Origin of the sequence: Cryobacterium sp. TMT4-10 (genome assembly GCF_004403275.1) — a bacterium.
In the GTDB taxonomy this organism is placed as follows: domain Bacteria; phylum Actinomycetota; class Actinomycetes; order Actinomycetales; family Microbacteriaceae; genus Cryobacterium; species Cryobacterium shii.
Genome location: NZ_SOGU01000027.1, coordinates 40,460 through 63,331, shown reverse-complemented (window position 1 = coordinate 63,331; position 22,872 = coordinate 40,460). Strand labels below are relative to the sequence as shown.

20 protein-coding genes are annotated in these 22,872 nt (G+C 70.4%); 9 read left to right on the top strand and 11 right to left on the bottom strand.

All coding sequences use genetic code 11. The features are described 5' to 3' along the window. Nucleotides 1–5 precede the first annotated feature (5 nt). Entirely contained in the window at nucleotides 6–896 is an 891-nt protein-coding gene (locus E3T42_RS03720) for a DUF429 domain-containing protein (protein ID WP_134402469.1), read from the top strand. On the opposite strand, the gene E3T42_RS03715 is transcribed toward E3T42_RS03720, so the two are convergent. Further along, nucleotides 868–1,158, bottom strand: coding sequence for a hypothetical protein (locus E3T42_RS03715; protein WP_134366924.1), 291 nt, complete (start codon nucleotides 1,156–1,158; stop codon nucleotides 868–870). The genes E3T42_RS03720 and E3T42_RS03715 overlap by 29 nt on opposite strands. Before the next feature lie 95 nt (nucleotides 1,159–1,253). Here E3T42_RS03715 and E3T42_RS03710 point away from each other — a divergent pair, with 95 nt between their 5' ends. Continuing rightward, nucleotides 1,254–1,766: a hypothetical protein gene (locus E3T42_RS03710; protein WP_174776174.1), complete on the top strand. Its 513-nt coding sequence runs from the start codon at nucleotides 1,254–1,256 to the stop codon at nucleotides 1,764–1,766. Here E3T42_RS03710 and E3T42_RS03705 read toward each other — a convergent pair. From E3T42_RS03705 to E3T42_RS03680, 6 genes are all read right to left on the bottom strand, one after another. Then, nucleotides 1,660–2,613, bottom strand: coding sequence for an AAA family ATPase (locus E3T42_RS03705; protein ID WP_134402468.1), 954 nt, complete (start codon nucleotides 2,611–2,613; stop codon nucleotides 1,660–1,662). The two genes, E3T42_RS03710 and E3T42_RS03705, sit on opposite strands and share 107 nt — an antisense overlap. A gap of 149 nt (nucleotides 2,614–2,762) precedes the next feature. Next, nucleotides 2,763–3,554: an amino acid ABC transporter ATP-binding protein gene (locus tag E3T42_RS03700; protein ID WP_134366921.1), complete on the bottom strand. Its 792-nt coding sequence runs from the start codon at nucleotides 3,552–3,554 to the stop codon at nucleotides 2,763–2,765. After that, nucleotides 3,551–4,528, bottom strand: a complete 978-nt coding sequence (locus E3T42_RS03695) for an amino acid ABC transporter permease (protein WP_241975808.1) — start codon at nucleotides 4,526–4,528, stop codon at nucleotides 3,551–3,553. The genes E3T42_RS03700 and E3T42_RS03695 overlap by 4 nt, the downstream gene beginning before the upstream one ends. A gap of 3 nt (nucleotides 4,529–4,531) precedes the next feature. Beyond that, nucleotides 4,532–5,464: an ABC transporter substrate-binding protein gene (locus E3T42_RS03690; protein WP_134366919.1), complete on the bottom strand. Its 933-nt coding sequence runs from the start codon at nucleotides 5,462–5,464 to the stop codon at nucleotides 4,532–4,534. Nucleotides 5,465–5,535: 71 nt separating this feature from the next. Continuing rightward, on the bottom strand, nucleotides 5,536–6,645 hold the full coding sequence (gene menC, locus E3T42_RS03685) for an o-succinylbenzoate synthase (RefSeq protein ID WP_134366918.1): 1,110 nt from the start codon (nucleotides 6,643–6,645) through the stop codon (nucleotides 5,536–5,538). Continuing rightward, nucleotides 6,642–7,508, bottom strand: a complete 867-nt coding sequence (locus E3T42_RS03680; protein ID WP_134366917.1) for a hypothetical protein — start codon at nucleotides 7,506–7,508, stop codon at nucleotides 6,642–6,644. The genes menC and E3T42_RS03680 overlap by 4 nt, the downstream gene beginning before the upstream one ends. 105 nt (nucleotides 7,509–7,613) lie before the next feature. Between E3T42_RS03680 and E3T42_RS03675 the strand changes: the two genes are divergently transcribed. Next, nucleotides 7,614–9,218: a CdaR family transcriptional regulator gene (locus E3T42_RS03675; RefSeq protein ID WP_241975812.1), complete on the top strand. Its 1,605-nt coding sequence runs from the start codon at nucleotides 7,614–7,616 to the stop codon at nucleotides 9,216–9,218. Nucleotides 9,219–9,263: 45 nt separating this feature from the next. On the opposite strand, the gene E3T42_RS03670 is transcribed toward E3T42_RS03675, so the two are convergent. Continuing rightward, nucleotides 9,264–10,724: a cryptochrome/photolyase family protein gene (locus E3T42_RS03670; protein ID WP_134402466.1), complete on the bottom strand. Its 1,461-nt coding sequence runs from the start codon at nucleotides 10,722–10,724 to the stop codon at nucleotides 9,264–9,266. A 449-nt stretch (nucleotides 10,725–11,173) separates the two neighbouring features. On the opposite strand from E3T42_RS03670, the gene E3T42_RS03665 reads away from it, so the two are divergent. Together E3T42_RS03665 and E3T42_RS03660 are read left to right on the top strand one after the other, a co-directional pair. Continuing rightward, entirely contained in the window at nucleotides 11,174–12,076 is a 903-nt protein-coding gene (locus E3T42_RS03665; RefSeq protein ID WP_134366914.1) for an oxygenase MpaB family protein, read from the top strand. 119 nt (nucleotides 12,077–12,195) lie between these two features. Continuing rightward, entirely contained in the window at nucleotides 12,196–12,396 is a 201-nt protein-coding gene (locus tag E3T42_RS03660; RefSeq protein WP_134402465.1) for a hypothetical protein, read from the top strand. Nucleotides 12,397–12,599: 203 nt separating this feature from the next. On the opposite strand, the gene E3T42_RS03655 is transcribed toward E3T42_RS03660, so the two are convergent. Next, nucleotides 12,600–13,886, bottom strand: coding sequence for a M18 family aminopeptidase (locus E3T42_RS03655; RefSeq protein ID WP_134402464.1), 1,287 nt, complete (start codon nucleotides 13,884–13,886; stop codon nucleotides 12,600–12,602). Nucleotides 13,887–14,030: 144 nt separating this feature from the next. Here E3T42_RS03655 and E3T42_RS03650 point away from each other — a divergent pair, with 144 nt between their 5' ends. Next, a complete protein-coding gene (locus E3T42_RS03650; RefSeq protein WP_241975807.1) occupies nucleotides 14,031–17,339 on the top strand; it encodes an HAD-IA family hydrolase in 3,309 nt (1,102 codons plus the stop codon). Between the two features lie 131 nt (nucleotides 17,340–17,470). Then, complete coding sequence (locus E3T42_RS03645) at nucleotides 17,471–17,932, top strand: VOC family protein (RefSeq protein ID WP_134402463.1); 462 nt, start codon at nucleotides 17,471–17,473, stop codon at nucleotides 17,930–17,932. 40 nt (nucleotides 17,933–17,972) lie between these two features. Here the strand turns inward: E3T42_RS03645 and E3T42_RS03640 are convergent, their stop codons facing one another. Continuing rightward, on the bottom strand, nucleotides 17,973–18,692 hold the full coding sequence (locus E3T42_RS03640) for a hypothetical protein (protein WP_134402462.1): 720 nt from the start codon (nucleotides 18,690–18,692) through the stop codon (nucleotides 17,973–17,975). A 90-nt stretch (nucleotides 18,693–18,782) separates the two neighbouring features. Here E3T42_RS03640 and E3T42_RS03635 point away from each other — a divergent pair, with 90 nt between their 5' ends. After that, entirely contained in the window at nucleotides 18,783–19,262 is a 480-nt protein-coding gene (locus E3T42_RS03635; RefSeq protein ID WP_134366909.1) for a PPOX class F420-dependent oxidoreductase, read from the top strand. Nucleotides 19,263–19,488: 226 nt separating this feature from the next. Continuing rightward, nucleotides 19,489–21,645 carry a RecQ family ATP-dependent DNA helicase gene (locus E3T42_RS03630; protein WP_134402461.1) on the top strand — a complete coding sequence of 719 codons (2,157 nt, stop codon included), beginning with the start codon at nucleotides 19,489–19,491 and terminating at the stop codon, nucleotides 21,643–21,645. Between the two features lie 15 nt (nucleotides 21,646–21,660). On the opposite strand, the gene E3T42_RS03625 is transcribed toward E3T42_RS03630, so the two are convergent. Beyond that, nucleotides 21,661–22,674, bottom strand: coding sequence for an ADP-ribosylglycohydrolase family protein (locus E3T42_RS03625; RefSeq protein WP_134402460.1), 1,014 nt, complete (start codon nucleotides 22,672–22,674; stop codon nucleotides 21,661–21,663). Nucleotides 22,675–22,872: the final 198 nt, after the last annotated feature.

The following is a 22,872-nucleotide window of genomic DNA, read 5'->3' as shown; positions in this document are numbered from 1 at the left end:
GACCCATGACACGTTTCCTCGGAGTGGATCTGGCCTGGGGTGAGGGCAGCGCCACGAAACAGGCCAACGAATCCGGCCTCGCCTGCGTCGACGAGAACGGGCGCGTGCTCGACGCCGGCTGGGCCCGCGGCACGGATGCCGTGGTGCGGTGGATCGAACGGATGTGGGAACCGGGGGCCGTCCTCGCCATCGACGCGCCCCTCGTGGTCGACAACCCCTCCGGCATGCGACTCTGCGAGCGGGAGACCGGCAGCCGCTACGGTCGCTGGCACGTCGCCGCGAACGCCTCCAACCTGGGTCTCCCCTGGCTCGCCGGGGTCGCGGTGCGGCGCCGGCTCGAGGCCGCGGGCTGGACCTACACTGACGGCCTCTCCGCGGTGCCGCCGGCCGCCGCGAGCTTCTTCGAGTGCTACCCGTACACGACCCTGGTCGGCGCGGAGGAGCTGGGCTACTCCGACAGGCGTCCCCGGTACAAACGCATGGGCACCTCGCTTCCGCTCGGGGAACGCCGCACCGAGCGGGCGATCGTCTGCGATGACCTGATCCAGCGGATGTGGGGGCTCACCGGCGCCACCCCGCCGCTCGATCTGGGCTCGCATCCCGTCTCCGACGCCCTGATCACGACGGCCTCGCCCCTGCTCGACACGGCCTACAAGCACCGCGAAGACCTGATCGACGCCCTGCTCTGCGCCTGGACGGCGTCACTCTGGTGGCGGGAGGGCACCCGGCGCTGCCAGGTTCTGGGTGCCCGGGACGCCGTCTCGGACGACGGGCACCGGCCCACCATCATCGCGCCGGCCCGCCCGGAACAGCGCCGCGAAGCCGTCGTCCTGTCGGCGGCGCCGTCACAGTCGACGCCGTGCGGCTCTAGCGCACCGGGTACCAGCGGGCCTTGACCCGCTCGGTCACCTGCCACGACAACGGCTCGGCTCTGGCCTGGGTCGCCGCGACGACCTGGCGGCCGACCCGCAGAGCCATGCCCGTATCATTCGCCGTGAACCTGACCGTCGCCCGCGCCGATCCGGCGACCACGGCCAGGTCGGAGGCCTCCACGGTCGTCAACTCGGCGGCCGCGGCCGCCATGCCGGGCAGAACGGAGTCCGGGGTGACGCCCGGGCGGAGCGCCCCGATGATCAGGGTGATGCGGAACGAAGGCATCCTGCCAGCGTAGGGTGCCCGCTCCCCCGGGTGGCCACCGGGCGCGAAGAGGGGTTCACTGTTCACTGGATTTATCTGAAGAATCGAGGCACATCATGATCTGGCGCCGATCACTCCTGGTGCTCCAGGCCTTCCTGGCCGTCACCTCGTTCGCGGGCGGACTGGCCCTGATCCTGGGGCCGGCCATCGGCGGGCTCGGCATCACGCCCCCGCCGGAGTACCTGGCCGGCACCCCCTTCGACTCATATCTGGTGCCCGGCCTGATCCTGTTCCTGGTGGTCGGCGGCACCCACCTCGCCGCGTTCCTGCTGTTGTGGCGCCGCAACGGCCGGGCGGCGGCGGCAGCGGCCGCGGCGGCCGGGTTCGGCCTGCTGATCTGGGTGTTCGTGCAGATGGTGATCATCCCGTTCAGTGTCCTGCAGGCCGTCTATTTCGGCTTCGGCCTGCTCGAACTGGTGCTGGTGCTGCTCTCGCTCGACGTGGTCAACGCGCCGGATGCGCTCAACCCGAGGTCCGAGCAGCAGCCGACCCTTCCTCGGCCGGGAACCGCACCTCGACCTTCGCCCGGTCCGCCAGCTCGTCGCTGGCCAGATGACCTAACCCGATGATCACGACGCTGGGCGCATGCCCGAGCTGGTCCAGGACCGACCTGATGTCCAGCCCGGCGTACGGGTCGTCGACATCGAGCACCTCGGGACGCACCCCGAACACCGCGTCGGCTTCCTCGATCAGCAGGACGGCCCCGCGGTGCTCCGCCTGTTCGAACAGCCGGGTCAGCTTCTCCTCGGTCTCGGCCAGGGTGGCCCCGACGATGTCCGTGACGGGAACGGTCACCAGCGGCTTGCCCAGTTCCCGGGCGACGGATGCGGCGGCCTCGGCCTTCCCCGCGGCGTCCGCTCCCGTGAGCACCGCGATGGCTCCCGCGCCGGCCAGCTTCACCACGTCGCGCACGGTTCCGACGACCGCGACCCGTTCGGACGCGTCCAGGGTGAAGGAGGCCATCACGGCGAAGGAGAGCCGGAGTGGCTCGGCAGCGGCCGCCCAGAGTGCGGTGAGAACCTCCGTGGTCAGCGGCGAGGGCGACAGCCAGACCTGCAGGACGTCGGCCGACCCCAGCGGCACGCTCAGCACGGGGTGGCGCTCGATGGCCGCCCGCGCCGTGCCGAATGCCCGGTGGCTGCCGGCATCCGTGTCGCCGTCGTCGCCGGGGTAGGCGCTGACCAGGTAGTGCAGCTCCGCGATCACGCGGCTGGGACCCCGCTGGGTTTCCTCTCGATAGGTGATCAGGCTGTCGTAGTAGAGGAACAGGTTGACGGACGGGCCGGACACGCCCGTGCGCGGTGCGTTGAGCGGGTACGCGGTGACCTCCAGCCCGATCGGCGGCGAGGAGAGCATCTGCAGGAGCGCGACCGTCGTCGAGGCGATGGCCTGGCCGTAGTTGGTGAGGGAGGACATAGTGGCTCCGGCTTCCGGCCGCGGGGGCCGCAGCCACTGTCACGGTACCCCGGGTCGCCGCGCAGGTCGAGGTGTCGCCGCGGCCAGGCCGGGCCGCGCCGCGCCGCGCCCCGATGGGCCGGTCGCCGCGCCGTCGCCGTCGCAGTCGCCTACATAACGCTGTCGAGGAACGCCTTGGTGCGCGCGCTCTGCGGGTTGTCCAGCACCACTTCTGGCGGTCCGGATTCCACCACGACACCGCCGTCCATGAAGACGACGACGTCGGCGGCGCCCCGGGCGAACCCGATCTCGTGCGTCACGACGACCATCGTCATCCCGTCGGACGCCAGGGTGCGCATCACGTCGAGAACATCGCCGACCAGCTCGGGGTCGAGGGCGCTCGTCGGCTCGTCGAACAGGAGCAGCTTGGGGTCCATCGCCAGCGCGCGCGCAATCGCGACGCGTTGCTGCTGGCCGCCGGACAACTGGGCGGGATAGGACTGGGCCAGATTGGCGAGGCCGACCCGGTCGAGGAGTTCCAGCCCGCGGTCCCTGGCCTTCTGCTTGTTGATGCGGCGCACCCCGATCGGAGCGGCCGTGATGTTCTCCAGGGCGGTCATGTGGGGGAACAGGTTGAAGCGCTGGAAGACCATCCCGATCCCACGGCGCTGACGGGCGACCTCCCGCGGGTTCATCTCGAAGATCCGGTCCCGGCGCTGGGCATAGCCGACGAGCTCACCGTTGACCGAGATCCGGCCGCCGTCGATGCGCTCCAGGTGGTTGATACAGCGAAGGAAGGTCGACTTGCCGGACCCGGACGGCCCGAGCAAGCACATCACCTGGCCGGGGTTAACGGCGAGGGAGATGCCCTTGAGCACCTCGACGCCGCCGTAGCTCTTGCGCACCTTGAGCGCGCTCAGCAACGGTTCGACGGGCGCTGAGGCGGGAGCTTCGATGGTCATGAGGCGTCCTGGCTTTCGGTCCGGCGAACGGTGATCGGGCGGCGTCCGAGCAGGGCGCGCACCCGCTGGAAGGGCGTGGGCGGCAGGGTGCGGGCCTTGCCGCGCCCGTAATACCGCTCCAGGTAGTACTGCGGGATCGACAGCACCGAGGTGAGGAAGAGGTACCAGCAGCTGACCACGAGCAGGAGCTCGACCTGGCGAAGGTTCTGCGACGAGATCTGGGTGGCGACCGTGTACAGCTCCAGCACCGCGATCACCGACAACAGCGAGGTGTTCTTCAGCATCGAGATCGTCTCGTTGCCCATCGGCGGGATGATCACCCGCATGGCCTGGGGCAGCACCACCTTGAACAGGGTGAACACCGGGCTCATTCCCACCGAGTACGCCGCCTCGTACTGGCCTTCGTCGACCGAGAGCATGCCCGAGCGCACGATCTCCGCCGAGTAGGCCGCCTGGTTCAGGGTCAGGGCGAGCAGCCCCGCCGTTAGCGCCGGAATCAGGGTGTTGGTCTCCATGGAGAAGATCGTGAAGTCCGTGAACGGGATGCCCACCGAGATCTGCGCGTAGAGCAGGCCGAGGTAGCCCCAGAAGACGATCTGGATCAGCAGCGGGGTGCCGCGGAACGCCCAGACGTACAGCCAGGCCAGCGTGTTCATCACCGGATTGTTCGAGAGCCGCATCACGGCCAGGAGCACCCCTAGAACCGTGGACACCAGCATCGCGACGACCGTGAGGACCACGGTCAGCACGACGCCGCTTAGGATCCGCGGGTTGAAGATGAACTCGGTGATGGTGGGGTGGTTGATGTTCTCGTTCTGCCATAGGGAGATCCCGAGGCTGACGAAGCCGATCAGCAGGAAGACGGCGAGGAACCAGCGCCACGGATGCCGCAGCGGAACCGCGACGATGTCGTCAGGATCGATCTGGGTGGCCGGCCCGGCCCCGACCGGGGTCGCCAGTGTCGCGTGCGCCAACGCTCAGGACCCGAGGTTGATTCCGGCCGCGTCAACGGCAAAGTCGCTCATGTCGTACTTGCCCAAAATCTTGGCGTACGACCCGTCCGCGATCACCGAATCCAGCGCGAGCATGAGCGCCTTGCTCAGCGCGGCATCCTTCTTCAGCACGCCGATGCCGGTGTACACCGGGTCGTAGCCGGCCGGGTTGGCCGGGTCGCGCACGACCTCGAAGAACTTCCCGTCGCCCGCGGTCTGCGCGGCGTAGGAGGCCACGGCGGAGTCCACCACGTCCGCGACGGCCTTGCCCGCCCGCACGGCGGTCTGCACGTCGGTCTCGAGCGGCAGTTCGGAGAGTTTCATCGGGCCGGGGCCGGCATCCGTGCACTGCTTGTCGTAGCCGCGGAGGATCTCGGCCTGCACGGTGGCTTTCTGCACCGCGACTTCCTGGCCGCACAGGTCCAGAACGGTCGCGATCTTGTTGGGGTTGCCGGCCGGAACGAGGATGGAGAAGCCGGCGTGGAGGTAGTCGACAAAGTCGACGGTCACCTGGCGCTCGGGGGTGTCGTTCATCCCCGACATGATCACGTCGTGCTTGCCGGACTGCAGGGACGGAATGATGCTGTCAAAGGCCTGAGTCTGCAGTTCCATCGTGACGCCGAGTTTCGCGCCGATGGCCTGTGCCAGGTCGTAGTCGAAACCGGTCAGTTTCTGGTTCTCGTCGAACATCTCCATCGGCGGGAACGGGATGTCGGAGGCGACCTTGATGATGCCGGCGTCCTTGTACTTCGCGGGCAGGGCTGCGGCGGCCGTCGCATCCACGTCGGCGGTCGACGGCGCCTTCTCGGTGGACGGCGCCGCGTCGGCGGTGGCGCAGGCGGAGAGCGCCAGCGTCGCCGCGATCCCGATCGATGCCACCATCAGCCACGACGGACCGGTGCGTTTTTCAGTGTTCATTCGTGCTCTCCAGACTGGGGTGTTGCTCGGGCTGGCCGGGACCGGGTGCGTCCAGGATGTTCGGGGGGGGGTTAGAAGGCGATGTCCACCGTGGAGGTGGTGAGGTCGGCCAGCACATCGGGCAGCACCTCGACGCCGATGCCGGGACCCGTGGGCACGCGCAAGTGACCATCCTCCAGCACGAAGGGGGCGGTGAGGTCCTGCGCATAGTAACGATTCGATGCGGAGGTGTCCCCCGGCAGCACGAAGTTCGGCAGTCCGGCGAGCGCGACGTTCGCGGCCCGGCCGATGCCGGTCTCCAGCATCCCCCCGCACCAGACCGGAACCCCGTGCGCCGCGGCGACATCGTGGATGCGGCGGGCCTCGAGGTAGCCGCCGACCCGCGCGGGCTTGACGTTGATGATGCTGCAGGCGCCGAGAGTGATCGCCGCGGCGGCGTCTCGGGCGGACTCGATGGACTCGTCGAGGCAGATCGGGGTCTTGATCAGTTTCGCCAGGGCCGCGTGCCCCAGGATGTCGTCTTCGGCCATGGGCTGCTCCATCAGGAGCAGGTCGAAGGGATCGAGTCGGGCGAGGTGACGGGCATCCGCGAGCGTGTACGCGGTGTTGGCGTCCACCTGCAGCAGGATGTCGTTGCCGAAGCGTTCCCGCACGGCGCGGACCGGGACGAGGTCCCAGCCGGGTTCGATCTTCAGCTTGATCCGCAGGTAGCCCTCGTCGAGGTAGCCGCCCACGGCTTCGAGGAGTTCCTCGATCGAGTCCATGATTCCCACGGAGACGCCGGCGGGCACGGTCTCGTGCACCGCACCCAGGTAACCGCCGAAGGACACCCCGGTTTCCTTGAGTTGGGCGTCGAGAATGGCCGTTTCGAGCACGGCCTTGGACATCGGATGCCCCTTCACCGGCGCCAGGGCCGTGGCAACGTGCTCGGCCGTCAAACGGTCGCCGAGCGCCTGGAGCCTCGGGATCAGGTGGTCACGCAGGACGAGGTCGCAGCCGTCGAGGAACTCGGAGCTGTACAGCGGGTCGGGTTCGGCGGCGCACTCGGCCCACCCCTCGGCGTCGGCGGTGCTCACCCGCACCAGCGTCGTCTCCCGTTCGGTGGCCGTTCCGAACGATGTCCGGAACGGGCTCACCAGGGGCAGGGTGACCCTGCGCAGTTCGATGTTCTCGATTCTCATTGCTGTCCTCCTGTTTCGAGCCGGTACCAGCCGCCTCGGGTGACTCCGACGGCCGAACGGCCCCGGCCGAATTCGGTGCTGAAGATGTCCCGCACGCTCGCCCGCCAGGCCGCTGCCTGCTCCGGATCGCGGCCGCGGAGGGCGACGATGTCGGTGGGCACGCGGCACCACAGTGAGCCGGCGCTCTCGGCGACGCTCGGCCGGCCGTCGGGCCCGATGCCGCGCACGTCGGCGGGGCCGAAGCCGGGCAGGACGGTGGCCAGGGGAACGCCCTCGCTGCAGGCGACGGATTCGCGGCTCGTCAAAGGCCAGACGGCGACCAGCCGGTCGCTCTGGTCGCCGGCGTTGATGTCGTCCTCCATCAGGCCGTAGAAGTTCTCGAGGTACTCGTCGGCGTGCGCCCCCAGCTTCGTGAGGTTGAACCGGGCATTACGGCTGACCAGGGGGTCGAAGGTCCAGGTCATGGTCTCGATCCCCCGGATCAGGGCCCAGGCCCGCTGGTGCTGCTTGAGGGCGAATCCGACACCGTTGTCGGCGAGGCCCGGCAGCACGCCCGCGATCAGGGAGTACATGGACGCGTTCCCCGGCGACACGATCGCCGCGGCCGCCCCGCAGAGCGTCCCGTTCTCGGAGTACGCGGCCGTGACGTTGCAGCCGGCGTGGCTGATGCTGCGCAGCAGATCCGTCGGGATCGGCGCTCCGTGCGGCGACGTTCCCCACACGGTGATCAGCAGGGCTTCCACGTCTCGGAGCCGATCCAGGTCAGACTCGTCGACGACGCGGATCCGGGCCGCTGCTGCCGCCCGGGCCGACGCGTCTCGCGCCTGGCGGACGAGCGGACTGACTTCGAGGCTGAGGGACATGGTCCAAGTGTGGTCAGAACCCGGCGCTCGATCCTCGTCGACCAGCACGAAGCTTGGGTGAATTCATTGTCGTGCAGCACAATAAGCCGCTACGGTTGCCGGGTGATGCAATCGAATCCGCCTGGACCGGGCATTGGCATTGGCGTCGCCGAACTGCTGCAGATTCTCGACGGCTCCGGCCTGCGCCTCGCCTCGCACCTGACCCGGATCCGCCTGCCCCTGACCAGTCCGACGCTGCACGACCCGCTCGGCACCGAGACCGGCCGGCGCAGCGGCATCCTCCTGGGCATCGGTCTGCACCCGGCCGCGCCGCAATCCGCGGAGGCCGTGCGGAACGCGGCCCGGCGGGGATTCGGCGCGGTCGTCGTGAAGTCGCTCGGGTTGAGCGTGGAAACCCTCGCGGCCGTCGCCGACGCCGAGGGAATCGCCCTGCTGGTCGTGGACGACGAGCTCGAGTGGCGCCAGGTGGACTCGCTCATGAATTCCGCCTTGACCACGGCGAGTGAGGCCGACAGCTCCCTCTCGGCCACCCCGGTCGGCGACCTGTTCGCGCTGGCCAACGCGATCGCCGCCCTGATCGGCGGTGCGACCGCGATCGAGGACCTCCAGACGCACATCCTCGCCTATTCGACCGTGCCGGGACAGGTGATCGACGACGATCGACGGGAGGGCATCCTCGGCCGGCAGGTGCCGGACCTGCCGGAGAACGCCGAGCAGTATGCGTCGGTGTTCCGGGCTCCGGGTGCGGTGCGGGTGCCCGGCCTGCCTCCGGGCCTGGACCGGCTGGCCGTGGCCGTCCGGGCCGGCGTTCAGCCGCTCGGCTCGATCTGGGTCGTCGACGCAGCCGCAGACCTCGACAGCGATGCCCTGCGTGCGCTCGAACGGGCCGCCGACATCGCCGCGCTGCACCTGCTGCGCGCCCGGAGCACCGCGGACCTGGCCCGCCAGCAGCGCGCCGAACTGCTGCGCCGGCTGCTCGAGGGCGGAGACGATTCCAGGCTCCTCGCCACCCAGCTGGGGCTGGACGCCGCCGGACCGTTCGTGGTGCTGGCGTTCCAGCCGGATCTGGCGGCAACCGGCGACGAGCTGCGGCTGTTGAGACTGATCGACCTGATCGCGATCCAGTGCGAGGCCCACCAGCACAACGCCGAATGCGTCGTGATCGGCGGCGAGGTCTACGCGCTGTTCAGCGGCGCGGCCGGGTCAGACCCGACGGGCGTCGAGGCCCTGGCGGCCCGGGTCGCGGGCCGCTCGGCCACGGCATTCGGCATCACCGTGCGCGCATCCGTGGGGTCGGTGGTCTCGGCCCTGGCCGGCATCGCCCGGTCGCGGCACGACGCCGACCTGGTGCTGCTGCTCGTCGGGACTCTCCCGGGAGCCGGCTCCGTGGCGAGCGCCAGGGACGAGCGCAGCCGGCTGACGCTCCTCGAACTCGCGGAGATCTTCCGCCGCACCCCGCGGCTCGTTTCCGAGCAGGCGAATCGGGTGCTCGAGACGGATGCCCGCACGGGCACCGACTACGCCAAGACCCTGCGTACCTATCTGGACTGTTCGCGCGATTCGGCCGTCACGGCCGGCCGGCTGTCGGTGCATCAGAACACCCTCCGGTACCGCCTACGCCGGGCTCAGGAGCTGTTCGGGATCGACCTCGATGACGCGGACGACACCCTGACCCTGTGGCTCAGCCTGCGGGTGGCCGAATTCGACTGACCGTTTGCCCGAGCCTCACCACTCTGAGCCTCACCAGTCTTAGCCTCACCAGTCGGTGCGTTCGCGCTCCTGGGCGACGACCTCGTCCCGGTCGACGAGGCGGCGCAGACCGGCGAGCGGCTGCGCCATCCGGTGATTTCCGCGGATGCGCGGCTCCACCCGGTCGAGGAAGGCCCAGTACCCGGCGGTGAACGGGCACGCGTCCTCGCCCAGTCGCTTCTTCGGGTTGAACGTGCACGAGCCGCAATAGTCGCTCATCTTCGAAATGTACGCGCCACCGGAGGCATAGGGCTTGGTGGCGACGATTCCGCCGTCGGCGTGCTGGGACATCCCGACGACGTTCGCGGGCATCACCCACGGCGTGCCGTCGACGAAGGCGTTCGTGAACCAGTCGGTGAGTTCCGCCGGCCGGTACCCGCGTTGCAGCGCCCAGTTGCCGAGCACCATCAGGCGCTGAATGTGGTGGGCATGTCCCGTGCGGCGCACCTGGTCGAGCACGTGGCTCACGCACTTCGCCCGCACGCCCTGTCCGTCGAGTTCGAGGAACTCCCGCGGCACCGGCACCTGCGCATCCAGGAAATTACTGCGCCGCACGTAATCCTCGCCGAGGTGCCAGTAGAGGTGCCAGACCCAGTCCCGCCAGCCCATGATCTGCCGCACGACTGCCTCCACGCTCTGCAGCGGCGCTCCCCCGGTCTCGTAGGCCAGGACAACGGCGTCGATCACCTCGCGCGGATGCAGCAGCCCCAGATTCAGGGGAACGCTCAACCGCGAGTGGGCCATGGCGTCGTCGCCGAGCAGGGAGGCGTCCTCGAACGGTCCGAAGTCGCCCAGCCGCGTCTCGACGAAGTCGGCGAGCGCCGCCAGCGCCTCCGTGCGGGTCGCCGCGAACCGGCGTGGGCCGTCGTCCCCGATCAGACGGATGCGCCCCTCCGCCTGCCACCGGTCCAGGTCGGCGCGCACCTGTTCGTCGATGTCGTCCTCGACCGGGCGATACGGGTCGGGCAGGCCCAGGCTCACCGCGCCCTTCGGCGGCGGCTGACGGTTGTCGTGGTCGAAGTTGAACCGGTCGCCCTCCGGGTCGGGGCCGCGCATCAGCAGTCCCGTGTCGGTGCGCACCTGGCGGTAGAACTGGTCCATGATCAGCCGCGACGGCGGCCGCCCCGCCGCCCAGGCGGAGAAGTCCGCTTCGCTGGTGACGAAGCCGCGGCTGGGCAACACGTGCGCGCCGAGTTCCTGCACGAGGGCGCGGGAACCCCAGGAGGTGGGATTGATCACCTCGAGCTCACGACCGGTGAGAACGTCCCGGTAGTGATCGGCGCGGAGGTATTCCACCCGGTCGCCCAGCTCCCTGGCCCGGTGGCGCAGGGCGCTGAGGATCAGGTGCGCCTTGGCCCGGTGGTACGGGCGGCGCCCGAGCACCCCCACGGCCTCCACCATCACCAGCGGTCCGCCGTCATCGAAGTGGGGACCGAGCTGATCGGCAAACAGGAAGCGTGGCGGCATGGTGATTCCGAGCCTAGATCACCCGGTCCCGCCCTGCCATGGTCGCCGAGCCCGCCCCGTGTTCCACCGGCCCCCGGTCCCGGTGCCGGTCCCGGTGCCGGTGCCGGTGCCCGTGCCCGTGCCCCAACGAATTCGACGGAGATTTTGCCCGAATCGGGATCAAACACCCGCAATCGCACTTTTTAGAGCCGTTTCTCCGTCGAATTGGTTCGCCGGGCATCCACTCCACCCTCGCTGCACGCGCCCTTGCCCGGCGGCCGGCGCTCACCTCAGTGCCCCAACGAATTCGACGGAGATTTTGCCCGAATGGAGCCCAAACCGCCTGAAACCCTGTTTTTGGATCAGAATCTCCGTCGAATTGGTTCGGCGCCGGACGCCGCGCCCGACCCTCGAGGAGCAGCGCCGAGCTTCGAAGCCGATGCCCAGCAACCACGGGTTAGCCTCTCTCCATGGGCAGGTTCGTAGACAGCTGGCGGTCACATCTCCTGGTGACATTTTCCGGGAACAGCGAGGGCCGGCCGAACTGGGTCGACAAGATCGAGCTCGGCGACGACGCGGGGTTCTTCGGCCCGGGCTCGGCCTCGTGGGCCGTTCACGGCGGGATGGCCACGATGGTCGCCGGCATCCGTGCACTGCTGATGCAGACCCTGCACCCGGGCGCCATGGCCGGCGTGCACGACTGGTCGCGCTATCAGGAGGACCCCCTCGGGCGTCTCGCCGGCACGATCCAGTGGCTGGTCACGGTGACCTTCGCCGACACCAAGCTGGCCGAGCTCGAATCGTCCCGGGTGGGGCGCTTCCATGACCGGGTGACGGGCACCTACCGCGACGCCCAGGGCATCGAACGCCCCTATGCGGCCGGCGACCCCGAGCTGCTGGCCTGGGTGCACATCGTCTTCACCGACGCCTTCCTGCAGTCCCACACGATCTGGGGTGACGCCATTCCGGGCGGCGCCGACGGCTACGTGCGCGAATGGGCGAAGGCGGGAGAACTGGTCGGCGTGCGAAACCCGCCGCTGTCGGCCGCCGAACTGAAGCAACAACTCGACGCGTTCAAGGATGCCGGCGTGCTCAAGAGCGACGAGCGCGTCGCCGAGGCGGTGCGTTTCATCCGCAACCCCCCGCTCCGGCCCGCGATGATGCCGTTCTACCGGGTCATGTTCGCCGGCGCGGTCGCGTCGATCCCCCGCGAATACCGTGACCTGCTCGGCCTCCGGCGGTCGATGCTGCCCGCGGTCTGGGCCACGGGCGCGGTGCTCGGCGCGGTGCGGTTCCTGCTCGGCCGCTCGTCGTCCTCGGAGGACGCGGCCCGGGCCCGGATCAAACGTCTCGCCGCCGCGAACCCCGCCTAGCCTCGGACCGGACGTCCGGATGCCCGGATGCCGGGCCGTGCACACCGCCGGGCCTCGCACACTGCGGCGCGGAGGTACACCCCCTTGCCGCACGGACGTATTTGAGGAAATCTCTGAGAATGAGAGAAAACGACTGGGTCCTGAACGTCCACTGCCGGGAGTGCGGAATCGGTGGTACAGCCCACGTCGGGAACGACCGCCGCATTGTCTGGCCGCTCATCGTGCACGAGTCCAACTGCGAACTCGCCGACGCGCAGGATCTTGTGGAGTCGAGGCACGGCGAGTCGGTGTACGGCCGGCAGCCCACTTTCGCACGCTGACCCCGGCGCCTTCGCGCACTGACCCCGTCGCAGAACACCGCCTCTTACCCCTGGTGCCCCTCGCCGAACCGTGAGAAGACCTTGTTTCCGGAACGGAAACAGGGGCGCAACTCACGGTTCGGCGATGAAACGGGCGGCGATGAAACGGGCGGCGAGGAAACCGGCGACGAGGCAACGGGCGACGAGCGGCAGCCGAGTAACGGCTACCGGACGGGCGCGAAGAAGGCCGCGATGGCCGCGCTCAGCGCGAACGGGTCGTTCACGTGGCAGAGTTCGCGGGCCGAGTGCATCGACAGGAGCGGGATTCCGACGTCGACCGTGCGGATGCCGAGCCTCGTCGCCGTCAGCGGACCGATGGTCGAGCCGCACGGCACGTTGTTGTTCGACACGAACTCCTGATATTCCACGCCGGCCTGGGCACAGACACCTGCCCAGAGTGCCGCACCGCCGGCATCCGTCGCGTAACGCTGAGTCGCGTTGATCTTCAGCAACGGCCCCCCGCCCGCCACGGGCCGGTTCGCCGGGTCGTGCTTCTCCGGGTAGTTGGGGTGCACGGAGTGACCGGCGTCGGCCGATAGGCACCACGAACCGGCGTAAGCACGCAACCGCTCACTGACGGATGCCCCGAGCCCCGCCCCGATCCGGGTCAGGATGTCGTCGAGCAGCGGTGCGCTCGCGCCGGAGCGGGTCTGGGAACCGAGTTCCTCGTGGTCGAAGGCCGCGAACACCAGGATCTGATCACTGGGCTCCGGCGCGGCGAGCAGCGCCACCAGGCCGGCATGCACCGAGGACAGGTTGTCCATCCGGCCGGCGGCGAACAGTGCGTCGTCCAGGCCGAACCGGGCGGGGGCCGCCGTGTCGGCGGTGAGGATGTCGTACCCCGCGACCTCTTCACCCCGCAGCCCGGCGAGTCCGGCAAGGTGCCCGACCAGGTCGGCCTGGCCGGCCTCCCCCACACCGAAGACCGGGGTCAGGTGTCGCTGCCGGTCGAGGGTGAGGCCCGTGTTGGCATCACGGTCGAGGTGGATGGCCAGCTGTGGGATGCGGCAGAACGGTCCGGTGCGCACCAGGTGCTCGGAGCCGTCGATGGTGGTCAGCCGGCCGGCGAGCTCGAGCTCGCGGTCGAGCCAGGAGTTGAGCAGTGGGCCGCCGTAGACCTCGACGCCGGCCTGCAGCCATCCGTGGGCCCCGATGGTCGGCTTCGGCTTGAGCTTGAACCCGGGCGAGTCGGTGTGGGCGCCCAGGATGCGGAACGGCGTCGTCGGGCCCGCGCCGGCCGGTTGCACCCAGGCGATGACCGCGCCGTCACGAACGACGTAGCGCCGTCCGGCCTCACCGGACCACTCCTCGGCTTCGTCGACACGGCTGAAGCCGGCGGAGTCCAGGCGTCGGGCGACCTCCGCGGCCGCGTGGTATGACGACGGGGAGGCGGTGATGAAGCGGGCGAAATCGTCGGTGTGGGTGGCGACGCTGGTTGGCGGGAAGGTCATGCATCCATCCAACCACTGGGGCGGGCGGGCCGGGCGCCCGGTCCCCGCCGCATCCCCTCCGTCAGGTGCGGAAAGGCCGGAAAGGTGCGATTCTCTCCACCGAAGCACCGAAGCACCGCAAGCACCCCGACCGTTGGGAGACCCGTGACTGAGAGCCCACCGCCCCGGGTGGCGTGCGCCGGGGTCATCTTCGACCTCGACGGGGTGGTCACCGACATGGCGTCGGTGCACGCGGCGGCCTGGAAGGCCCTCTTCGACGAGGTGCTGCCCGGCCTCTCCGCCACCCCCCAGCGCCCGTTCGACTCCGACGACTACCGGGGCTTCATCGACGGGCGCCCGCGGGAGGACGGCATCCGTTCCTTCCTGGCGTCCCGCGGCCTGACAGCGCCCGACGGGCCGGCGGCCGCAGCACGGCCCGCAGACCGGGCCGAAGCCGGGCTGACGGTGGCCGCCCTGGCCGAGCGCAAGCAGGAGCTGTTCCACGAGCTCCTCGAGGTCTCGGGGGTGCTCGCCTTCCCCGACGCGGTCACCCTGATCCGTCGGCTTCGCGCGGAGGGGATTCCGCGCGCACTGGTGTCCTCGAGCCGCAATGGCGCTGCCGTGCTCGCCGCCGCGGGAATCTCAGACCTGTTCGACGTGCGAGTCGACGGCGCCGACGCGGCCCGCCTGGGGCTGCCCGGAAAACCCGATCCTGCCCTCTTCGTGGAGGCCGCCCGCCGGTTGGGCGTGCCTCCGCCGCTGCTGGCCGTGATCGAGGATGCCGAGGCGGGCGTCCGGGCCGCGGCGCGCGGCGGCTTCGGACTGGTGATCGGCCTCGACCGCACGAACACGGGCGACCGGTTGCGGGACGCAGGCGCCGACCTCGTGGTCTCCGGGCTCGGCGACCTCGACCCGGCCGGGCTGGACCTGGCCGAGTTCAACGGCACGATCACCGAGCCACCAGGCCAGCCGGCCAACCCGGATGAACCGGCGGACCGGGCCGACCCGGCAGCCGACCCCACGCCCGACCCCACGACCGATCCCACCGGCGGCTGGGCCGGCGGCGAGTCGGGGAGCGACCCCTGGCTGCTCCGATACGACGGCTTCGACCCCGCCACCGAGGGGCTCCGCGAAGCGCTCTGCACGCTCGGCAACGGCTACTGGGGCACCCGGGGAGCGGCACCCGAAACCGACGCGGATGACGTGCACTACCCCGGCACCTACCTTGCCGGCGTCTACAACCGGCTGCGCACCGATCTGGGCACCCACTGGGTCGAGGACGAGAGCGTGGTCAACGCCCCCAATTGGCTGCCGCTCTGGTTCCGGGTGGCCGACGACGACTGGTTCCGGCCGAGCAGCCCCCAGGTGCAGACCTACCGGCAGGAACTGGACCTGCGGCGCGGCCTGCTCACCCGGGTCGTGCGGTTCCGCGACGACGCCGGCCGCACCACCCGGGTCACCACCCGCCGTTTCGTCTCCCAGGCCGCCCCGCACGCCGCCGTGCTGGAGACGACGTTCGAGGCCGAGGACTGGTCCGGGCCGATCACCGTCAGGTCCGCCCTGGACGGCCGGATCGCGAACCGCAACGTGGCCGCAGACCGGCTCCTCGCGAGCCGCCACCTCATCCCCCGCACGAACGTGGCCATCGACGCGGACACCCTGCTGCTGGAGATGGAAACCACCCAGTCCGGCATCCACATCGCCATGGCGGCGCGCACCCGGGCCTTCGCGGGCGACGAAATCCTGGCCCCGGAACGCCGGGTGCAGACGGATGACGCGGGCTGGGTCGCGCAGGAATTCGAGCTGCAGCTGAGCCCGGGCCGGCCGGTCAGGGTGGAGAAGATCGTGTGCGTCAGCACCTCACGGGACCGGGCGATCGCCTCCCCGGCCCGGTCGGTGACGACCTGGCTTCGCCGGCTGACCGACCCGGCCGAGCTCCTCGCCGCGCACGAACGGGAGTGGGAGATCCTCTGGGACGAGTTCGCCGTGCAGCTGAAAACGGGCACGCGCCAGTCGCTCGCGCTCAATCTGAACACCTTCCACGTGCTGCAGACCCTGGCCGACGTCGACGCCGACCTGGACGCCAGCATCCCGGCCCGCGGCCTGCACGGCGAGGCGTACCGCGGACACATCTTCTGGGACGAGCTGTTCGTCTACCCGATCCTCACCCTGCGTCGGCCGGACCTCAGCCGGGTGCTGCTCGGCTACCGCTACCGCCGCCTGAACGAGGCGCGGGCCGCGGCCCGCGAAGCCGGTTTCGAGGGGGCGATGTTCCCGTGGCAGAGCGGGATCGACGGGCGGGAGGTGACCCCCACCGAATTCCTCAACGTGCGCACCGACGAGTGGATGCCCGACAACACCCGGCTGCAGCGGCATGTGGGCCTCGCCGTCGCGTACAGCGTCTGGCAGTACTACCAGTCCACCGGCGACACCGACTTCCTGATCCACCAGGGCGCCGAGCTTCTGCTCGAGGTGGCGCGGTTCTTCGCCAGCCTGGCCCGGTACGACGAGGCCGACGACCGCTACGACATCGTGGGCGTGATGGGGCCGGACGAATTCCATGACGGCTACCCGGACGCCCCCGGGGAGGGCCTCCGGAACAACGCGTACACCAATGTCATGGCGGCGTGGGTGCTGCTCCGGGCGGCGGAAACGGTTTCCCTGCTCGAACGAAGATACTGCCGCCCGCTCTGGAGCCGGCTGCGCCTGCGGCCGGAGGAGGTCAGGCGCTGGGAGCACATCAGCCCACGGTTGCGGGTCCCGTTCATGGCCGACGGGGTGCTCAGCCAGTTCGAGGGTTACGAGGCCCTGCCCGAGCTCGATTGGGCCGGCTACCGGGCCCGGTACGGTTCGATCGGCCGCCTGGACCTCATCCTCAATGCCGAAGGCGACAGCACCAACAACTACCGGGCATCGAAGCAGGCCGACGTTCTGATGCTGCTCTACCTGTTCTCCGCCGAGGAACTGCGCGAGCTGCTCGGCGGCATGGGCTACTCCCTGCCGCCCGAGGCCGTGGTGCGCACCGTCGACTTCTACGCCGCCCGCTCCACCCACGGGTCGACCCTGAGCAATGTCGTGCACTCCTGGCTGGAGGCCCGCCGCGACCGCGAACGGTCCTGGCAGTTCCTGAACCAGGCGCTCGACAGCGACCTCGCGGACATCCAGGGTGGCACCACGCACGAAGGCATCCACCTCGGGGCGATGGCCGGCTCGGTCGACATGGTGGTGCGCTGCTACACCGGGCTGGAGATCCGGGACAACATGCTCTGGCTGCACCCGGTGCTCCCGGCTGAACTGACCTGGGTGGCGTTCGGCATCAACTACCGGGAGCAGCCGATCCGGCTGGAGCTGACGCCCACGAATCTGAGGCTGCACCTGCACGCCGGCGGCGCCACCCCGATCCGGGTGCGCGTCGAGGGCCGCGAAGCGATCCTCTCCCCCGGACAGACCCGCGACTTCCCGCTCGGACCCTAGCGGCCGACCCTGGTCCGAGGCTGCGGCGGATGCTGCGCGGGCCTTGCAGGCACCCGCACCCCGGCGTGTACTGGAGGGGACTTCACCTTCATACGTTCCGACTCCACCCATGGACGCCAAGAGAGGAAACCATGTCCACGATGATCTTCGTCAACCTGCCCGTCGCCGACCTGAAGCGGTCCACCGACTTCTTCAGCGCACTCGGCTATTCCTTCGACCCCCGGTTCACGGATGAGAACGCCGCCTGCCTGGTCATCGACCAGGACCACGTCTACGCGATGCTGCTCACCACGGAGATGATGAAGCGATTCACCCGCAAGTCGATCGTGAACGCACGCGAGGGCACCGAGGCCATCCTCGCCCTCAGCGCCGACAGCCGGGAGGCGGTCGACGCCCTCGCCGACAAGGCACTCACCTCCGGCGGCAGCGCCTCCAATCCCCCCGACGACCAGGGCTACATGTACAGTCGCAGCTTCCAGGACCCGGACGGGCACCTCTGGGAGGCGTTCTGGATGGACCTGGCGGGAATGGAGAATGCCGCCACGCAGCAGGCCGCAGACCAGGCCGCCGGCGTCTCCGACGTGCAGCGGTAGCCCGGTCTGGTCTGCCGGTCTGCCGGTCTGCCGGTCTGCCTCACACCTCTGTCTGCAGGGCCGCCCGCGCGAACGCGGCCCCGCCGGGCGTGATGGCCCACCGCAGGTAATCGTCGCTGCGGTCGATCACGCCCAACTGGTGGAGCAGCCGCCACTTCGTCAGCACGAGGGCGAACGCGGCAGCGCCGGAGAACGGCTCCCCGTCCGGTTGCACCCAGCCGACGGTTTCGAGGCTGAGGGCCAGCATCTCCTTGAACAGCTCGCTCTCGTCGAAGCCCCGCCGGGCGATCAGCAGCAGCAGCAGGTTGATCGCATCCGTCTCCACCGCGGAGCGGCTGACGTGGATGGTGCGGGCGAGATGCCACCACAGCTCACGCGGCGCCTCGGCGAGCGCCCGGCCCCGGCTGGTCTGCAGCAGGCTGCCCCGGGTCACCCGCAGCAGGCCGACCCTGACCAGGTGCTCGCGCAGTTCCCGCAGCGGCAGGATGTGCACCTCCCGGTTCACGGCCACCGGCCAGCCCCAGTCCAGCTCGGTGGTGGCCTCGACCACGATCGCGGGAGGGAGGAAGCCGGCCGCGGTCAAACGGATGCCGTCCGCGCCGACGCGGCGCAGCATCCACTGCACATGCCCCACCATCCGGCGCATCGCCCGCTCGTGCAGCAGAATCGTGTCGGTAACCCGGGCCTCCGCCACCACCAGCCGGAAGCCCGCGATGGAGTCGGGGTGCATGCGGGTTTCGAGTTCCTGGATGACCTTCACGCTGCGAGCATAGCGAGTCCCGATCGGGGGCCGGACGCACCCGGGCGAGACCGGTCCGGTCCGGCCCGACGCTGACGTAGCCTTGGACGCATGGCCAGAGACATCGCAACTTCCACCGTCGTCGACCGTGACGGCATGCTCGACTTCGTTCGCCCGCGGCACCGGATGCTGCTGGCCACCACCCGCGCCGACGGCCGCCCACAGATCTCGCCGGTCGCCGGCGGGGTGGACCCCGACGGCCGGATCGTGATCTCCTCGTACCCGTCCCGGGCCAAGACCCGCAACGCCGAGCGCAATGTGCACGCCTCCGTGCTGGTGCTCTCCGACGACTGGGACGGCGGCTGGATCCAGGTCGACGGCGACGCCGAGGTGCTGCACATGCCCGAGGCGGCCGACGGTCTCGTCGAGTACTTCCGCTGCATCGCCGGCGAGCACTCGGACTGGGCCGAGTACCGGGCCGCCATGGCCCTGCAGGACAAGTCGCTGATCCGCATCGTGCCTACCCGCTGGAGCCCGATCGGCACCGGCGGCTTCCCCGCCGACGTGGCCGCCCGGCTCGACGCGCTCTAGTCCCCCACCGGCCCGCCCGCAGCCCGCGCCTGCCCACACTCGCCCGCGCCCGACCTCCCGCCCCTGCCCGCGCCCGCGCCCGCGCCCGCCCGCAGCGTCGCGGCGGACCCTGTGCCCGCCGGCGCAGGGTCTAACCTGCGCCGCGAGTGCGGCCCGGCGCCCGGTGACCGGCCGTGACCCAGAGGTCACCCGGCATCCTGTCACCCGCACCTGCGAAGCTGGACCGATGACCGACACCCGCACCGACGCCCTCGAGATCCTGCGCACCCTGGTCGGGCGCGATGACGCCGACTTCCACGAGGGGCAGTTCGAGGCGATCGAGACCCTCGTCGACCAGCGCCGGCGCGCCCTGGTCGTGCAGCGCACCGGGTGGGGCAAGTCGGCGGTGTACTTCGTCGCCACGCTGCTGCTGCGCCGGCAGGGCGCCGGGCCGACGATCCTGGTGTCGCCGCTGCTCGCCCTGATGCGCGACCAGGTGGCCGCGGCCGCCCGGGCCGGCGTGCGCGCGGTCTCGATCAACTCGTCCAACCCGCACGAGTGGGCCGAGGTACGGCAGCAGCTGCAGAACGACGAGGTCGACGTGCTCCTCGTCTCTCCGGAGCGCCTGAACAACCCGAAGTTCCGTGACGAGCAGCTCCCCGCGCTGCTGGAGCGGGTCGGCCTGCTCGTCGTGGACGAGGCCCACTGCATCTCCGACTGGGGCCACGATTTCCGGCCCGACTACCGGCGCCTGCGCGACCTGATCGCCCAGATGCCCGACGGGGTGCCGGTCCTGGCGACGACGGCCACCGCGAACAGCCGGGTGGTGACGGATGTCGCGGCGCAGCTGGACAGCGCGGCGACCGGATCCGCCACCGACACCTCCGCCGGAGCCGACACCTCCGCCGCGGTGGTCACCATCCGCGGGCCGCTCGCCCGCGCCTCCCTGCGCCTGGGCGTGCTGCGCCTGCCCGACTCCCGCACCCGCCTGGCCTGGCTGCTCAGCCACATCGACGAGCTGCCCGGCAGCGGCATCGTCTACACCCTCACCGTGTCGGCGGCCGAAGACACGGCCCGGCTGCTGCGGGAGGCCGGCCACCCGGTGCGCGCCTACACCGGCCAGACGGACACGGCCGAACGCGAGGAGTCCGAGGGCATGCTCAAGCGCAACGAGGTGAAGGCCCTCGTCGCCACCAGCGCCCTCGGCATGGGCTTCGACAAACCGGACCTCGGCTTCGTCCTCCACCTCGGCGCACCCTCCTCCCCGGTCGCCTACTACCAGCAGGTCGGCCGCGCCGGCCGCGCCACCGAGAACGCCGATGTGCTGCTGCTGCCCGGGGTCGAAGACCAGGACATCTGGCAGTACTTCGCGACCTCCTCGATGCCCAGCAAGAACAAGGCGGAGGCCGTGATCGCCGCGTTGACCGCGCACGGCGGCGCCCCGCTCTCCACCCCGGCGCTGGAAGCCCGCGTCGACCTGAAGAGGAGCCCGCTCGAACTCCTGCTCAAGGTGCTCGACGTGGACGGCGCCGTGCGCCGGGTCACGGGCGGCTGGGTCGCCACGGGCGAGCCCTGGTTCTACGACCAGGAGCGCTACGAGCGCATCGCCGCCGCCCGCGTCGCCGAGCAGCAGTCCATGATCGAATACGAGACCACCACCGGCTGCCGGATGGAGTTCCTGCAGCGCGCCCTCGACGACGACACCGCCGTCGCCTGCGGGCGCTGCGACAACTGCACCGCGGCCTGGTTCCCGGCCGAGGTGCGGCCCGACATGGCATCAGCCGCCGCCCAGTCCCTCGACCGGGTCGGCGTGGCCCTCGAGCCGCGCGCCCAGTGGCCGACCGGGGTCGCCAGCCTGGGCGTGAACGTGCGGGGCAACATCCCGGTCGACGAGCGTCTGCTGGCCGGGCGCGCCCTCGCCCGGCTGACCGACCTGGGCTGGGGCGGGCCCCTGCGCGACCTCTTCGCCGCTCAGGCCACGGATGCCCCGGCGAGCAAGGCCATGATCGCCGCCTGCATCCGCGTGCTGGCCGAGTGGGGCTGGGAGGAGCGGCCGGCGGCGGTGGTGAGCCTGCCGTCCCGGCGGCATCCGGTGCTCGTCGACTCGGTGGCCCGCGCCCTCTCCGATGCCGGGCGGCTGCCCTGGCTCGGTTCCCTCGACCTCGTGGGCACGGGGCCGACCGGCGCCCCGGGCGGCAACAGCGCCTACCGGCTCTCCAATGTGTGGGACCGCTTCAGTGTGGGGCCCGATCTCGCCCAGGCGCTGGCCCCGTTCGCCGGGCGGCCGATCCTGCTGGTCGACGACATCGCCGGGAGCCGCTGGACGCTGACCGTCGCCGGGCGCCTGCTGCGGCGGCAGGGCGTCGCGGCGGTGCTGCCGTTCGCTCTCGCCCTCACGTCCTGATGCCGGCGCCCCGGGTCAGCGCAGCGCCCGCAGCGCCCGCAGCTTGACGCCCCGCCGCTCACCGATCTCGTCGGCGTCCGCGGCCTCGCCCCGGTGTGCCGCCTGCATGGACAGGCGCACGAGATCAACGCCGCGCAACCCCGGCCAGCCCTGCACCAGGCGACGCCAGGACGTGGGCACCTCCGCCAGTCCCCAGCGCGCGGCCACGAGCGCACCGACGGTGGCCGCCACGGCATCCGTCTCGCCCCCGCCCCGCGCAGCGGCCTCGATGGCGCGGCGCACCTGGCCGGCATCCGTGCCCTGGGTGTGGGTGATCGCCGACCAGGCGCCCTGCAGCGTCTGCACCACCCAGCCGTTGTTCGAGAAGTCTGCCGGCCGCTTTTCTTCGGCGTAGGCGAACCGCGCCGCCCAGGCGTCGCGCCGACCGGCCGGCAGCAGCGGAAGACCGACCCGCAGGTCCAGCTCCCCCTCCATCACCGCATGACGGATGGCGAGTCCCCACAGCACGCAGGCGTCCCCGGTATCCGTCTCGCAGTGCGTCAACTCACTGACCAGCCGGGCAGCATCGGCCAGCGCCCCCGGGTCGTCGAGGTAGGCCAGGGCGACCGCCGCGGTGCGAGGGAGCGAGCCGGCGCCGGCGCTGCGCCCGTTTCGTTCGTGCTGTTCCCGGGCCATCCGGCGCACCCCCGCTGCCGTCGGTTCGCTGCGCGAGAGCACCGCCCCCAGCTGGATTCCACCGTAGGGGGCGGATTTCGCCCAGCCCACCCACTGGACGGCCACGCCGTCGAGTACGGCCTCATCCCGCAGGTCTCCGCCGTCTGCCGCGGCGAGCGCCAGGGGCACGGCCATGGCGGTGTAGTCGGTCCATTCGCCGGGCGCCCAGTGGAACCCGCCGCCCCCACGCATACTGACGGGCGTGGAGTCGGGCAGGGGGCCTGCGAATTCGTAGCCGGCACCGAGCGCGTCTCCGCAAGCCAGGCCGAGGAGCACGCCGGCGGAACGATCGTGCTGGGCAGGGGTGAGCTTCATGGCGGACTCCTTCGGGTTGAGTACGGCTCGCGCAGCCTATTACCACGCAAAATCGCGGGCAAGGCCATTGACCCGGCGTCCCCTCCTGTGTGACGGGACATGTCGGATGGGAATAGTGACCGGTGCGCACACCTTGTTAGTCTTCGGACGTTGCTGATCAGCAACGGAACGACGAAACCTCGGTTAGGCCAGAAACTA

What these genes read in the sequence shown, in the direction of transcription:
- E3T42_RS03655 (WP_134402464.1), bottom strand. Translation starts at nt 13,886, where the DNA reads ATGACCTTCCCGCCAACCAGCGTCGCCACCCACACCGACGATTTCGCC.
- E3T42_RS03635 (WP_134366909.1), top strand. Translation starts at nt 18,783, where the DNA reads ATGGCCAGAGACATCGCAACTTCCACCGTCGTCGACCGTGACGGCATG.
- E3T42_RS03660 (WP_134402465.1), top strand. Translation starts at nt 12,196, where the DNA reads ATGAGAGAAAACGACTGGGTCCTGAACGTCCACTGCCGGGAGTGCGGA.
- menC (WP_134366918.1), bottom strand. Translation starts at nt 6,645, where the DNA reads ATGAGAATCGAGAACATCGAACTGCGCAGGGTCACCCTGCCCCTGGTG.
- E3T42_RS03630 (WP_134402461.1), top strand. Translation starts at nt 19,489, where the DNA reads ATGACCGACACCCGCACCGACGCCCTCGAGATCCTGCGCACCCTGGTC.
- E3T42_RS03675 (WP_241975812.1), top strand. Translation starts at nt 7,614, where the DNA reads ATGCAATCGAATCCGCCTGGACCGGGCATTGGCATTGGCGTCGCCGAA.
- E3T42_RS03720 (WP_134402469.1), top strand. Translation starts at nt 6, where the DNA reads ATGACACGTTTCCTCGGAGTGGATCTGGCCTGGGGTGAGGGCAGCGCC.
- E3T42_RS03690 (WP_134366919.1), bottom strand. Translation starts at nt 5,464, where the DNA reads ATGAACACTGAAAAACGCACCGGTCCGTCGTGGCTGATGGTGGCATCG.
- E3T42_RS03680 (WP_134366917.1), bottom strand. Translation starts at nt 7,508, where the DNA reads ATGTCCCTCAGCCTCGAAGTCAGTCCGCTCGTCCGCCAGGCGCGAGAC.
- E3T42_RS03665 (WP_134366914.1), top strand. Translation starts at nt 11,174, where the DNA reads ATGGGCAGGTTCGTAGACAGCTGGCGGTCACATCTCCTGGTGACATTT.
- E3T42_RS03645 (WP_134402463.1), top strand. Translation starts at nt 17,471, where the DNA reads ATGTCCACGATGATCTTCGTCAACCTGCCCGTCGCCGACCTGAAGCGG.
- E3T42_RS03625 (WP_134402460.1), bottom strand. Translation starts at nt 22,674, where the DNA reads ATGAAGCTCACCCCTGCCCAGCACGATCGTTCCGCCGGCGTGCTCCTC.
- E3T42_RS03710 (WP_174776174.1), top strand. Translation starts at nt 1,254, where the DNA reads ATGATCTGGCGCCGATCACTCCTGGTGCTCCAGGCCTTCCTGGCCGTC.
- E3T42_RS03705 (WP_134402468.1), bottom strand. Translation starts at nt 2,613, where the DNA reads ATGTCCTCCCTCACCAACTACGGCCAGGCCATCGCCTCGACGACGGTC.
- E3T42_RS03715 (WP_134366924.1), bottom strand. Translation starts at nt 1,158, where the DNA reads ATGCCTTCGTTCCGCATCACCCTGATCATCGGGGCGCTCCGCCCGGGC.
- E3T42_RS03670 (WP_134402466.1), bottom strand. Translation starts at nt 10,724, where the DNA reads ATGCCGCCACGCTTCCTGTTTGCCGATCAGCTCGGTCCCCACTTCGAT.
- E3T42_RS03700 (WP_134366921.1), bottom strand. Translation starts at nt 3,554, where the DNA reads ATGACCATCGAAGCTCCCGCCTCAGCGCCCGTCGAACCGTTGCTGAGC.